Source organism: Pseudoalteromonas sp. Bsw20308, assembly GCF_000310105.2.
Lineage (GTDB): Bacteria > Pseudomonadota > Gammaproteobacteria > Enterobacterales > Alteromonadaceae > Pseudoalteromonas > Pseudoalteromonas fuliginea.
Map to the genome: position 1 here is coordinate 827308 of NZ_CP013138.1, position 13004 is coordinate 840311.

Sequence of the window (13004 nt, forward strand, 5' to 3'; positions counted from 1 at the left end):
GCTTGGTATTAGCCTCATGTATACTGCGCGCCGAGTCAGCCAAGATGATCGCTGCCTGTGACGAAAATGATCAGGGGGAGGAAAGTCCGGGCTCCATAGGGCAGAGTGCCAGCTAACGGCTGGGGGCGTGAGCCCACGACAAGTGCAGCAGAGAGGAGACCGCCAACTTCGGTTGGTAAGGGTGAAAGGGTGCGGTAAGAGCGCACCGGGCCGCTAGTAATAGTCGGTTGCAAGGTAAACTCCACTCGGAGCAAGACCAAATAGGGTTCTATCATTTTAAATAATGAACGCGTGGCCCACGTGAGAACCGGGTAGGTTGCTTGAGCCATAGAGCGATTTATGGCCTAGACGAATGATTATCACTTTCTTCGGAAAGGACAAAACCCGGCTTACCGGCTGACTCACTCATTCAATAAAAAAGCCCGCAGTTAACGCTGCGGGCTTTTTTGTGTTTAAATTTTAGGGGAAGTTATTCGTTTTTAGCCGTATGCTCATGGCACTTGGTAGAATTTCAATAAAAAGTAATAATCGGGCTGTGAGAAATTATGATGTATGAAGTCAAGATTTGATAATCATATAGAAAGCTCCTCGAGTTTTTCGATACAGTTGTGTTGACCAAAACATAAACAGTACCTCGAGGAACTTAGTATGAAACTATATGGTGGAATTGACTTGCATTCAAATAATAGTGTTATTGCTATCATTAATGAACAAGGTGAAACGCTTAGCTGCAAGCGTTTAAATAATGACATGTCTGTCATTTTATCTTTTTTAGCCCCTTATAAAGACAAGTTAACAGGGCTTGTTGTCGAATCAACATTTAATTGGTATTGGTTAGTTGATGCATTAATGGATGCAGAATTTAAACTACACTTAGCGAACCCTGCTGCAATTCAACAATATTCAGGTTTAAAACATGCTGACGACCATAGTGATGCACGTTGGCTAGCTGAAATGCTACGTCTAAATATTCTGCCTGAAGGCTATATTTACCCCCGTGAACTCAGGGCTGTTCGCGACTTAATGCGTAAACGAATGGACATTGTTCAACAGTCCACTAAAAACTTATTATCGGTGCAAAGTTGTTACATGCGTCATCTTGGTTATAAGCTCAGTAGCAACAAAATAAAGCAAATGGCAGCTATAAGGAAAGGCGTTGATACTGAGCAGGTACACGCAGATTTTAGCTCAATGAATACTGCACTGTCAGTCATTTCTAACCTCTCATTAATACGCTGTGCTCAACAGCAAATCAATGCAATAGAGGGCGCTATTTTAAAACAAACATCACTCTCCCCTGAGTTTATAAACCTAACAAGTATTGATGGAATTGGAAATACTTTAGCACTGACTATTATGTTAGAAACTGGCACGATTAGACGTTTTGATAGCCCAGGAAACTTCTCATCGTATTGTCGCTGTGTTAAAGGGGCAAGGTACAGCAATGGAAAGAAAAAAGGCGCTACGAATCAGAAGAATGGTAATCGTTATTTAGCGTGGGCTTTTACTGAGGCCGCTAATTTTGCAATTCGTTATAACCCAACAGTTAAAAAATATTATCAACGAAAACTGGCTAAAACAAACAAGGTAGTTGCGATTAAAACGGTTGCACATAAGCTCGCAAGAGCGTGTTATCACGTGCTTAAAGACAATGTACCATTCGATGAACACAAGGCGTTTGCTTAGCGTCTATAAAACAAATTAGGTTAACGTGTTGAGCTCGTAATGGGGTTGGTAAAACCATTAGATTTGATTGAGCCTGCACGTTAACCGCTCATATTTTAAATACTGGATATGCCCAATGTTTGAGCCACAAAGGGTTGGTTATGTGTAAGCATAAACCACAGACTTGTTACAGCGCAGTGTGTAAACACAGCCAGAAACTGGACTGACATTGGTACTAAACGATGACTGAGGCGAAAGCCAAGGGCCTTAATTAATCATCAATAATGCTTAATTAAACTGCCTAAATTCATATGGGTGACTGGTGCATATTCACACCAATCGACGTCATTACTAGTTGCGTAGTCATATTTAAATTGAGTCTAAATAATAAGATCACTTGGTTTTTGAATAAAAAGATCAAGAAAACACAGCTGCCTGCTTGACCGAAATTTTCTAATGGGTGACTGGTGCATATTCACACCAATCGACGTCATTACTAGTTGCGTAGTCATATTTAAATTGAGTCTAAATAATAAGATCACTTGGTTTTTGAATAAAAAGATCAAGAAAACACAGCTGCCTGCTTGACCGAAATTTTCTAATGGGTGACCCTGGCGATCTGATGTAGGTTATTGAGCGAGGATATGAAAAAATATAGGTTTAATTTTAAGTTGGTTCATTTCATTGAAAATGAAAGACTTGTTGTGTAGCTTAGCAGTTAGGACTTACCAAGTAAGGTGTTTGGGGTTAATACTGTCCCCTTATTTTCACAAGGAATAAAGATGCATATTAGTAAAATTCGAATTCAGAATTTTAGGTTACTCAAAGATACAACATTAGATTTAGAGGATGAAGAAAATAATGATTTATCGCTTTTGATAGGTAAGAACAATTCTGGAAAAACATCTTTCATAGTTTTATTTGAAAAATTTCTTAAATCTAAAAAGTTCTACTTTGCTGATTTTCCACTTTCACTCCGTCAAGATATCCTTAAACTAAGCCATCAAACAGATGTGTACTCGTTAGCGATAAGATTATCATTAGATATAACGTATAATGAAAAAGATAGCTTACATAACCTTTCAGATTTTATTGTAGATCTTGATACGGAATGTAATTTGGCTCGAATCTCGATTGAAGCGACTATTAATAAATCAAAACTCTTAAAAGATCTTGAAGCAGTTATAAATACAAGAGAAGAGTTCATCAAAAAGAATCTTTTCGAATATATTCAGGTTAATTACTATATTTTTGATGATTATAGTGATTTTGAGTCAAAGCATCGCTCTAAATTAATTCAAAAAGAAGCTGCAGATGTCAATAGCTTAATCAATTTGAAAATAATTAAAGCAAATAGAAATGTAACGAGTTCTGATGCAAAACCTCATGAACGGAAAATACTCTCACATTTAACAACTTTGTATTATAACAGTAAAGTCAAAATGTCTCATGATGAACTCGCCGCTATTAATTCATCAATTATTGAAGCAGATAGAGAGCTTAGTGATAATTATAAAACTTTTTTTGAGCCTTTCCTTAAAAATGGTAAGTCTTTTCTGGGCCTCACAGACTTAAACGTTGTTTCGGACTTGCAATCAAAAGAAGTAATGGCAAGTCATTCCAAGATAACGTACGGAAAGGATGATACCGAGTTGCCTGAACATCAAAATGGTTTAGGGCACATGAATATACTCTATTTACTTCTTAACATAGAAATTGAAAAGCAAGACTTTTTAGAGGCCAATCGAGATATCAACCTTTTATTTATTGAAGAGCCAGAAGCTCATACTCATCCTCAGCTACAATATATATTTATTGATAAAATAAAAGACACTTTAAATGAGATAAAAGGTCTTCAAACTTTCATTTCCACCCATTCTGCTCATATCGTCAAAAAGTGCAATTTTAAGGATATTCGCTACTTTCGGACTCTCAAAAAAGAACTGAATACAGAGGTTCTGAACTTCTACTTAGAGCTACAGAAAATGTATGTAGATGAGTCCAATGATGAAGAAGATAAAATAGAGAAGGAAAACTTTAAGTTTCTTAAACAGTATTTAACAATTGAGTCTTCAGAGTTATTTTTTGCAGAGAAGATCATCTTTATCGAAGGCACTTCTGAAAAAATACTCCTGCCATACTTCATAGACCAATTTGATAAAGAAAGAGTTGGTGATGAAGGAGATATTGCACTTACTTCTCAAAATATTTCGATACTTGAAGTCGGAGCGAATGCTAAAGCATTTAAGCACTTCCTTAATTTCCTTCAAATAAAGACACTTATCATCACAGACCTAGATACTACAAGGTGGAGTGAAAGTAGTTATAAAGCATGTCCCGTTAAAGAAGGGACACATACGAGTAATGCTACTATTAGGCATTACTTTAATTCACCCGAGTTTAAGGAAAAAGACTTTCCTATATGGATGGATAAATTAAAAAAACATCAACACAGAGATCCATCGTCACTGATCAAGGTAGCATATCAAGATACTGAAAATAGTTACCAAGGAAGAAGCTTTGAAGAGTCTTTTGTCAGTGTAAATATGAAAATAATTGGTCGCAATATCGATGACATTAGTGGGCTCAAAAACAAAAAGAGGTTTGAAGAGTGCAAGTCTGATCCTGACAAATTTGTAGATATAATTCTTGATAGTAAGGGAAAGTCTAGTTTTGCTTCATCCATACTCTTCCTTGCTCTTTCAAAAGACAATTTAAAGTGGAACACTCCCTCGTATATCAAGGAGGGATTAAAATGGATAGCCAAATAACACCACAGCAACAAATTCAAAAATGTATAGCTGAAAGCATGAGTTTTGTTTTACAGGGAGGTGCGGGGTCTGGGAAGACTGAAACGCTAAAACATACTCTGCAGTTTCTATCACAAGATTACTCTAAGAATAGGGTTGCGTGTATTACACACACTAACTTGGCAGTTAATGAAATTATTGACCGTGTTGGAGATGGCTATAAAGTGTCCACTATACACTCATTTCTTGCGGCCTTAATTAAGAATCATACAAAAGCGATTCAGCAGGTTATACATGAAATTTTTATAGTTTCTAACGTAGAATTTGAAACTGAGGAAAATTCAGACCTAGCTGGTAATGAACTAAAAAAAGCTAACCATGATAACTACAAGAGGACTTATAAAAAATACGCAAAGCTAAAATATATAGTTAAAGGCGAAACTTCTGCCAAAGAAATAGGTAAAAGAGAATATGATAAAGCTCCTGCTGAGCATAATTATGAACTGAATTTAAAAATAGCTGAATTGAATGCTGAAGTCTGTAATGTTATCAAAGATAAAGATCATCGAAATATCAAATACAATGATTCACGCTTTGATAGGTTTAAAGATCTATCATTTGGGCATGACAGTTTACTCAAAGTTGCCGCTCTACTCTTTAAACGTTTCCCAAAACTAGGAAGGATTTTAAGTGATAAGTATGACTTTGTTTTAATTGATGAATATCAAGACACGAATGAAGAAATTATTGAAGTGTTTTTAAAGTACCTTCCAAAAGAAAGAAAAACGACTGTTGGCTTATTTGGTGATTCTATGCAAAGTATTTACTCTGATGGTATTGGAGATGTTCGCGCATACATTGATTCAGATCAGATTGTCGAGATAGCAAAAGAAGATAATTTCAGATGTTCAGAGCAGGTAATTGACTTTGTTAACTACTTGAGAATAGATGCTCTCAACCAAAAACTAGCATTCAAAATTAAACAAGATGGCATCAAAGAAATATTAAAAGATAGGCAAGGACATGTTAGCTTGCTTTATGCTGTCTGGGATAATGTCAAGCCTCACTCTAAGAGCTCCCCTGAAACAAAACAGGCATACCTAGATTTCATCGATAAATTAATAGATTTTGCAGATGGTGAAGAGCGATCCCATAAAAAGTTAATGCTTACAAATAAGTCAATAGCAGGCAAAGTTGGCTTTGCTGGTTTGTACAAAGTGTTTTCTGATAGATATACGGATGTCAAAGATGAGATCGAAAAAGTACTTTCAAGCATTCAAGTGCTTGATCTCGCAGAGTTATGTAATGCCTATAGTGGTTCGGAAAAAAGGTATAACTTTATATTATCTGAACTTAAAAAGTCAGGGTTTGTACTTAAAACCCTGAGAGAAAAAGAGAGGATAGTGGCCGCATTCGAAAAAATAACTAGAGGAAACCTTAGTATAAATAAAACTCTTGAAGTGGCTTTTAAAGAAAATATTCTTGCTAAGTCAGAAGCTCATCTGGCTTATGTTGATCGTAAAGAAGCTTTTTTATCTGAATTGAAAAATGATGAAGAGTATCAACAGCTCAAAATGATTTTCAATGCAGGATCTAATAGCTTAACCAAAATGGTCAAGCAAGTACCTGAATTAACTGAAGAAGCTTTCAATGAGTTCCATAGTAACTTCAAACGAGAAAGGTTTTATCATGATCTGTTCTCTGAAGAGATCAGTTTTAGTGAGATAAACAGATATTACAAATATCTAAATGAGGAGTGTGATTTCATTACAATGCATAAAACTAAAGGCTCAGGTATTGAGAACGTTTTAGTTGTCTTAGATGAGTACTTTTGGAATAAGTACAGTTTTAAGTTCAGTGATGATAGTACAGAAACCTCCAGTGTATTTACACCCCCTAACATGAAGTTGTTTTATGTAGCGTGTTCTCGAACGATAAAAAACCTTACAGTTGTAAAAGTGGTAACAAAGGAAGAAAAGGAGCATCTATTAAAAGTATTTCCTGAATTTGAAGAGGTTCCAATAAATGAATGACGCTATGAATTCAAAATCATTTAATACTGAACTAACGTTAATACATATTAACGTTAGTTTAGACTTAATATTTCAAGGATACTTTTTATAGTCGTGAGTGAGGGCATTCCGAATTATAAAGCTGCGTTTAGATGTACTAGCTCAGACTTGATCTGACAGTTACCCATTTTTCTAATGGTGACTGTTAGTTTAGATTTGAGCTAAATTCTTTTCTGCCCAAACCGTTTTTCCATCCAGTAATGTTTCAAGTGGTGTTCGACCGCAACATACTTTTCCTTGATGAGTCCGATCATTGTTGTAGTAATCCATCCATTCGTCCAGATCTTTTTGTAGTTCTTCCATTGAATCGTACAACTTTTTGCGGAATGTGATTTGATAGAACTCGTTTAAAATCGTCTTATGGAAACGCTCACAGATACTATTTGTTTGCGGGGACATTGCTTTCGTTTTTGTATGGTCGATGTCGTTAATTGCCAAATATAGCTGATAATCATGATGCTCAACTCGCCCACAATACTCAGTTCCTCGGTCAGTTAATATTCGAAGCATAGGCAATTTGTGACCTTCGAAATAAGGCAATACTTTATCATTGAGCATGTCAGCCGCTGTAATTGGCGTTTTCGTTGTGTAGAGCTTCGCAAAGGCGACTTTACTGTAGGTATCCACAAAGGTTTGTTGATAGATACGACCAACACCTTTAAGGTTACCAACATAAAATGTGTCTTGTGAGCCAAGATAACCGGGATGCGCTGTTTCAATTTCACCACAGGCTTCATCGTCATGTTTTTTCTTTTCTAGCGCAGCAACTTGGGCGTCAGATAAAATAATGCCTTCATTAGCGACTTTGTTTTCCAATGCTTTCAATCGTTTTTTGAAGTTTTCTAAATCGTGACGCAACCAGATTGAACGAACACCACTACCTGAGACAAACACGCCTAACTTACGAAGCTCATTGCTGGTTCTATGTTGATCGTGAGCAGGATATTCAACTGCATAGTTAATGACGGCTTGCTCTGTTTCTTCGTCAACGCGATTCTTTATATTTGGTGTACGGCGGTTCTTTTCGATTAATGCATCGATACCACCTTCATTAACGAGTTCTTGATAACGATAAAATGTATCTCGTGATACGCCCATGACTTTACAGGCTCTTGATACATTGCCTAGTTCTTCGGCAAGGTTAAGTAAACCAGCTTTGTGTTTTGTGATTGGATTGTTAGTATGCAACATGAGAGTTACCTTTTTGTTTGTTTTGATTTAAAGATTCGACACCTTTATCAAAACGGGTAACTCTCACTTTTTCAAGTTGAATTGTCAGATCTTGTCTGAACTAATACAGTTTAGAGGCTGCTATGCAAAAATGCTAAGTAAGTCACTATTAAAAGTAATCCCAGTTAAATTATTTTCTTTCACAAGAGTTTTAAATGCGGCATTACAGTAAATTGATTTACCACCTTGCATGCTCGACTTAAAAATTAGATTTAGATCGGACTTAAAGGCCAGAGATTTTAGACCATCTTCAAATCCATCTAGATAAGCTTTTTCCGTCAAATCTTTATCTTCTTCTTCAAAAATTAGTGGATTGAATAAAAATAATTCTTTCTCACAATTCAATGGAACAAATTCCCCGCAGCCTTGTAAATGATTACCTATGGCCGTGTAAGCTTTTTTATTTAACACCAAGTAACTCGAAAATAAGTTTATATCATAGTCTTGTTGCTCAGCTTCTTTCTCAACTTTACAGTTAAACCCATTTTCTACAACGTCTAATATTTTAGCTTTCCCTCTTGGGAAATCATCCATAGCTATTTTCACTGCCTCGTTAAAACTGCTTTCTTTTTCTTTAGCAATTTGCTTTGCCATAGAAACAGTCGTGAGGTCGATTATGTCGTATGTTTTTGATGGCTTATGTATTTTGAAAATTACTAGATCCCTTTCCATAACTCATCCTTTTTTTCAAATATTCTAGCTGGTAACATGCCTGTTCTAATAAGCATTTTTGTATTTCTAAGCTTATTTAAGAACACTGTCTTATCTGTAGCCATACTCTCACCTAACATTGCGCCAATCCATGTTTCATAGTTATATCTATGGATTTTACGATGCGGCGGTGCGTTAGTAGTTGATCAATCAATTATTTTGAGGTAAGAAAACCGTGTTGGTAACAAGGTAAAAATTTCGTTATTTAGTTGTTCTATATCAGAGATTTTTAACGAAGTTGGTGTCTGATTTAATCCTTCAAATTGATTAAGTATTATTACGGATTGGTATCAGTGCGGTTTGACTCATTAGCTAAAATGGGGGAAGTTGTTCGATACTTATAAACAGGCAAAAAAACGGCTCTTGAGAGCCGCTTTTTTAGTAAAAGAAGAATTAACAATTAGTTTCTTCAGCGTTTACGCCTTCTTTAACATTTTCACATGCATCTTCTACTTTGTTTTGCACGTCAGTTACTGCTTCGTCAATACGTTCACCTGCGTCTTCTGCATGATTGTCTTCACAACCCATAATGAAAAAACTTGCGAATAGACCGATTAGTGCTGCTTTTACAGTTGTTGAATTCATAATGTAATTCCTTGTAAGTGTTAATTAAGTATAAGTGTTTGTTAGTCCGATGGATTATCTACCTGGGCGATTTACCACGTAGTGCACCTGAAACTAATGAAATCACTAAAAGTACTAAAAAGATAAAAAATATAATTTTTGCTATACCAGCTGCGGCACCTGCGATGCCACCAAAACCTAACACTGCAGCGATTAAAGCAATAACTAAAAATGTGATTGTCCAGCGTAACATTGTTTTCTCCTTGGTTTATAAATTTTGCTCACAACAACTAATGCCAGTTACATGCCAAAGTGTATTGTTGTTTAATATCATGTGTTTATGTTTTTTTGTGTGTTTTGGGCAATTAGTTGATTAGTAACTTTTACGCTTTGCTATGTAAGTTATTCACACCGTTACACATTGCTTGTAAATATTCACTAAATACATTTATTTGGTAAGACCAATTAACAATTGTTCCTTTGTTTTTGTGTTTCATATGATTTTTCATGTTTTTTTTATTTAACCGGATAGTTAATTAACAACTTATATATAACTATTAGCTATAGTCATTATTTCCTGTAACTATTGTAGGCTGCGTGATTGCAAGGTTCTGGTATGTAAATTAGTTGAGTTTTATGTTGATTATAGTTTAATTGGTTTTACCAATTTACAAGGAGTAGACAAAATAATTAGTTTTGTTATTATCCAGTGAATAAATATTTAATTAAATCGATTTTTTATTTTCGATATGGGTTTCAAGGGGGAGAAAAATGGATATAGGTGCTCTACTCACAACGGCTGGTAGCTTAATGCTTACTGGTATGGTTGGGGTGTTTGTATTTCTGTCGATATTAATTGGTGCCGTAACGCTTATGTCTAATTTGGTGACGCACTATAGCGAACCAGAAGCATCACCAGCTAAATCACCGTCTTTTAAATCTCAAGGTGTGCCTAATGAGCACATCGCTGCTATTAGTGCTGCCATTGCTCAGTACAAATCAAATAATAAATAAGGGGCACACACATGGCTAAATTAAAATTAACAGAATTGGTATTACGCGATGCGCACCAATCATTGCTCGCAACACGTATGCGTTTAGACGATATGCTACCGATTGCTAGCAAGTTAGATGATGCAGGTTATTGGTCTATTGAATCGTGGGGTGGTGCTACATTTGATTCGTGTATTCGTTATTTAGGCGAAGATCCGTGGGAGCGTATTCGTGCGCTTAAAAAAGCGATGCCTAATACTAAACAGCAAATGCTATTACGCGGTCAAAACCTATTAGGCTACCGCCATTACGCTGATGACGTAGTTGAAAAATTTGTAGAACGCGCACATAAAAATGGCGTTGACGTATTTCGTATATTCGATGCAATGAATGATGTACGTAACCTAGAAACAGCGATTAAAGCGGCTATAAAAGTAGGCGCGCACGCTCAAGGTACTATTTCGTACACAGTTAGCCCAGTTCATACACTTGATATGTGGCTGACTCTTGCTAAGCAATTAGAAGATTTAGGCTGTCATTCAATTTGTATTAAAGATATGGCGGGCTTATTAAAGCCTTACGATGCTGAAAAACTAATTAAAGCACTTAAAGAAACCGTATCTGTTCCTATTGCTATGCAGTGCCACGCTACAACAGGTTTAAGTACTGCTACTTACCAAAAAGCGATTGATGCAGGCATTGATATGCTCGATACCGCTATTTCATCAATGAGTATGACTTATGGACATTCTGCAACTGAAACTATTGTATCGATAGTTGAAGGGACTGAGCGTGATACTGAACTTGATTTAAACCACCTAGAAGAAATTGCTGCTTACTTTAGAGATGTGCGTAAAAAATATGCGGCATTTGAAGGTAGCTTAAAAGGGGTTGATGGGCGTATTTTATTAGCTCAAGTACCTGGTGGCATGCTTACAAACATGGAAAACCAACTTAAAGAGCAAGGCGCAGCCGATAAGCTTAATGAGGTTTTACTTGAGATCCCACGTGTACGTGAAGATCTTGGTTTTTTACCTTTAGTAACACCAACGTCGCAAATTGTTGGCACTCAAGCGGTACTTAATGTGCTAACAGGTGAGCGTTATAAAACAATTACTAAAGAAACTGCTGGCGTATTAAAAGGTGAATATGGCTTAACACCAGCACCAATGAATAAAGAGCTACAAGAGCGTGTGCTTGATGGAGCAGAAGTTATTACTTGTCGCCCTGCAGATAATATTGCACCAGAACTTGCAACGCTTGAAGCTGAGTTATTAAAAGAAGCGCAAGAGCAAGGCTTAACATTGGCTGATGACCAAATTGATGACGTACTAACTTATGCATTATTCCCACAAGTTGGTTTGAAGTTTATTAAAAACCGCAACAACCCAGATGCATTTGAGCCAGTCCCTTCTGTTGAAGGTAAAAGCGGTAAAGCACCTTCTAAATCAGCTTCAAATAATAACAAAGTGAAGGCTGAGCAGTACAGCGTAAAAGTAGATGGTAAAGTTTATGACGTAGTAGTGGCGAAAGGTGGTGAACTTAAGGAAGTAACATTAAAAGACTCTGAGCACATTCCTCAATCTGCTTCGGTTGCATCAGGTGAAACACTTAACGCGCCTCTAGCCGGTAATATTTTTAAGATTAAGGTAAAAGCTGGGCAAGTTGTTAACGAAGGTGATGTAGTGATTATTATGGAAGCCATGAAAATGGAAACTGAAATACGCGCTACGCATACCGGAACAATTGCTGAAGTGTTAGTTAGTGAAGGCGATGCTGTAACTACCGGCGACGCTATGATTGCATTAGCTTAGGAGTAAATAGAGGATGGACGGTATTTTAAACCTCTGGAATGCGACAGGCATTGCTAACTTTACAATCCCATCGTTAATAATGATTGCGGTAGGGTGTTTATTACTGTTTTTAGCGATAGCTAAAGGCTTTGAACCATTATTATTACTACCTATTGGTTTTGGTGCAATTTTAACAAATGTACCAGTGGCAGGTTTGTCAGACCCAGGTGGGCTTTTGTACTACGTTTATTATGTGGGTATTGATACGGGGATTTTTCCACTGTTGATATTTATGGGAGTGGGGGCGCTGACTGACTTTAGCGCGCTTATTGCAAACCCACGTATGTTGTTATTAGGTGCGGCTGCACAGTTTGGTATTTTTGCTACATTGTTTGGCGCTATATTACTTAACTATGTACCAGGTTTTGAGTTTACCTTACAAGATGCCTCAGCTATTGCCATTATAGGTGGTGCCGATGGGCCAACGGCAATATTTTTAGCATCAAAACTGGCACCTGATTTACTAGGCGCAATAGCGGTAGCTGCATATTCATACATGGCACTTGTGCCAATTATTCAGCCGCCAATTATGCGTGCGTTAACCACACCAGAAGAGCGCCAAATTAAGATGCCTGAATTACGTAAGGTATCTAAAAAGGAAAAGATTATTTTCCCCCTTATGGTACTTAGTTTAACGGCAATGTTTTTACCGGCTGCTATACCGCTTGTAGGTATGTTTTGTTTAGGTAACTTAATGCGGGAGTCGGGTGTTGTTGATAGATTAAGTAACAGTGCTCAAAACGAAATCATCAATGTTACAACTATATTTTTAGGCTTAGCTGTAGGTTCAAAGCTTGCTGCAGATAAGTTTTTAACTGTTGAGACGATTGGTATTTTAGTGCTTGGCGCACTGGCTTTTGCAATTGGTACGGCATCTGGCGTATTTATGGCAAAAGGACTTAATCGAATATCTAAAACGCCTATAAATCCATTAATTGGGGCGGCAGGTGTATCGGCTGTGCCAATGGCGGCACGAGTAGTTAATAAAGTGGGCCTTGAAAGTAACCCACATAACTTTTTACTTATGCATGCAATGGGACCAAACGTAGCAGGTGTACTTGGTAGTGCCGTTGCTGCGGGTATTTTATTAGCGCTTGTTGGCTAATAATTAACGTGGTAGTTAATAAATGATTTAGCGCAGTTTACTGCGCTTTTTTTTGCTTTTA

Annotated in this window: 10 protein-coding genes and 1 other RNA gene; 7 read left to right on the forward strand and 4 right to left on the reverse strand. The window is 36.9% G+C overall.

Annotated features, from left to right (window positions below; translation table 11 throughout):
* The first annotated feature begins 31 nt into the window (after positions 1-31).
* From rnpB to D172_RS03570, 4 genes are all read left to right on the forward strand, one after another.
* Positions 32-408, forward strand: an RNA gene (gene rnpB, locus D172_RS17260) — RNase P RNA component class A.
* A gap of 240 nt (positions 409-648) precedes the next feature.
* On the forward strand, positions 649-1686 hold the full coding sequence (locus D172_RS03560) for an IS110 family transposase (protein WP_007379114.1): 1038 nt from the start codon (positions 649-651) through the stop codon (positions 1684-1686).
* Positions 1687-2447: 761 nt separating this feature from the next.
* On the forward strand, positions 2448-4436 hold the full coding sequence (locus D172_RS03565; RefSeq protein ID WP_007378916.1) for an ATP-dependent nuclease: 1989 nt from the start codon (positions 2448-2450) through the stop codon (positions 4434-4436).
* Positions 4421-6448 (forward strand): UvrD-helicase domain-containing protein, encoded by a 2028-nt coding sequence (locus D172_RS03570; protein WP_007378917.1) that lies wholly within the window; start codon positions 4421-4423, stop codon positions 6446-6448. The genes D172_RS03565 and D172_RS03570 overlap by 16 nt, the downstream gene beginning before the upstream one ends.
* Positions 6449-6637: 189 nt before the next feature.
* On the opposite strand, the gene D172_RS03575 is transcribed toward D172_RS03570, so the two are convergent.
* The 4 genes from D172_RS03575 to D172_RS21165 all read right to left on the reverse strand — a co-directional run bounded on the left by D172_RS03575 (position 6638) and on the right by D172_RS21165 (position 9245).
* Positions 6638-7678, reverse strand: coding sequence for an IS481 family transposase (locus D172_RS03575; protein WP_007378918.1), 1041 nt, complete (start codon positions 7676-7678; stop codon positions 6638-6640).
* Positions 7679-7798: 120 nt separating this feature from the next.
* Entirely contained in the window at positions 7799-8389 is a 591-nt protein-coding gene (locus D172_RS03580; protein WP_007378919.1) for a hypothetical protein, read from the reverse strand.
* A 432-nt stretch (positions 8390-8821) separates the two neighbouring features.
* Positions 8822-9013, reverse strand: a complete 192-nt coding sequence (locus D172_RS03585; RefSeq protein ID WP_007378921.1) for a hypothetical protein — start codon at positions 9011-9013, stop codon at positions 8822-8824.
* A gap of 58 nt (positions 9014-9071) precedes the next feature.
* A complete protein-coding gene (locus D172_RS21165) occupies positions 9072-9245 on the reverse strand; it encodes a DUF1328 domain-containing protein (RefSeq protein ID WP_002961939.1) in 174 nt (57 codons plus the stop codon).
* Positions 9246-9763: 518 nt separating this feature from the next.
* On the opposite strand from D172_RS21165, the gene D172_RS03590 reads away from it, so the two are divergent.
* Genes D172_RS03590 through D172_RS03600 form a run of 3 tightly spaced genes read left to right on the forward strand, consistent with a single transcriptional unit; the run spans position 9764 to position 12943 of the window.
* Entirely contained in the window at positions 9764-10006 is a 243-nt protein-coding gene (locus D172_RS03590; RefSeq protein ID WP_007378923.1) for an OadG family protein, read from the forward strand.
* A gap of 11 nt (positions 10007-10017) precedes the next feature.
* Positions 10018-11799 (forward strand): sodium-extruding oxaloacetate decarboxylase subunit alpha, encoded by a 1782-nt coding sequence (gene oadA, locus D172_RS03595; RefSeq protein ID WP_007378924.1) that lies wholly within the window; start codon positions 10018-10020, stop codon positions 11797-11799.
* A 13-nt stretch (positions 11800-11812) separates the two neighbouring features.
* A complete protein-coding gene (locus D172_RS03600) occupies positions 11813-12943 on the forward strand; it encodes a sodium ion-translocating decarboxylase subunit beta (protein WP_007378925.1) in 1131 nt (376 codons plus the stop codon).
* Positions 12944-13004: the final 61 nt, after the last annotated feature.

Excerpts from the sequence above, each read along its gene's own strand:
- D172_RS03560 (WP_007379114.1), top strand. The coding sequence starts at position 649 with ATGAAACTATATGGTGGAATTGACTTGCATTCAAATAATAGTGTTATT.
- D172_RS03565 (WP_007378916.1), top strand. The coding sequence starts at position 2,448 with ATGCATATTAGTAAAATTCGAATTCAGAATTTTAGGTTACTCAAAGAT.
- D172_RS03570 (WP_007378917.1), top strand. The coding sequence starts at position 4,421 with ATGGATAGCCAAATAACACCACAGCAACAAATTCAAAAATGTATAGCT.
- D172_RS03575 (WP_007378918.1), bottom strand. The coding sequence starts at position 7,678 with ATGTTGCATACTAACAATCCAATCACAAAACACAAAGCTGGTTTACTT.
- D172_RS03580 (WP_007378919.1), bottom strand. The coding sequence starts at position 8,389 with ATGGAAAGGGATCTAGTAATTTTCAAAATACATAAGCCATCAAAAACA.
- D172_RS03585 (WP_007378921.1), bottom strand. The coding sequence starts at position 9,013 with ATGAATTCAACAACTGTAAAAGCAGCACTAATCGGTCTATTCGCAAGT.
- D172_RS21165 (WP_002961939.1), bottom strand. The coding sequence starts at position 9,245 with ATGTTACGCTGGACAATCACATTTTTAGTTATTGCTTTAATCGCTGCA.
- D172_RS03590 (WP_007378923.1), top strand. The coding sequence starts at position 9,764 with ATGGATATAGGTGCTCTACTCACAACGGCTGGTAGCTTAATGCTTACT.
- oadA (WP_007378924.1), top strand. The coding sequence starts at position 10,018 with ATGGCTAAATTAAAATTAACAGAATTGGTATTACGCGATGCGCACCAA.
- D172_RS03600 (WP_007378925.1), top strand. The coding sequence starts at position 11,813 with ATGGACGGTATTTTAAACCTCTGGAATGCGACAGGCATTGCTAACTTT.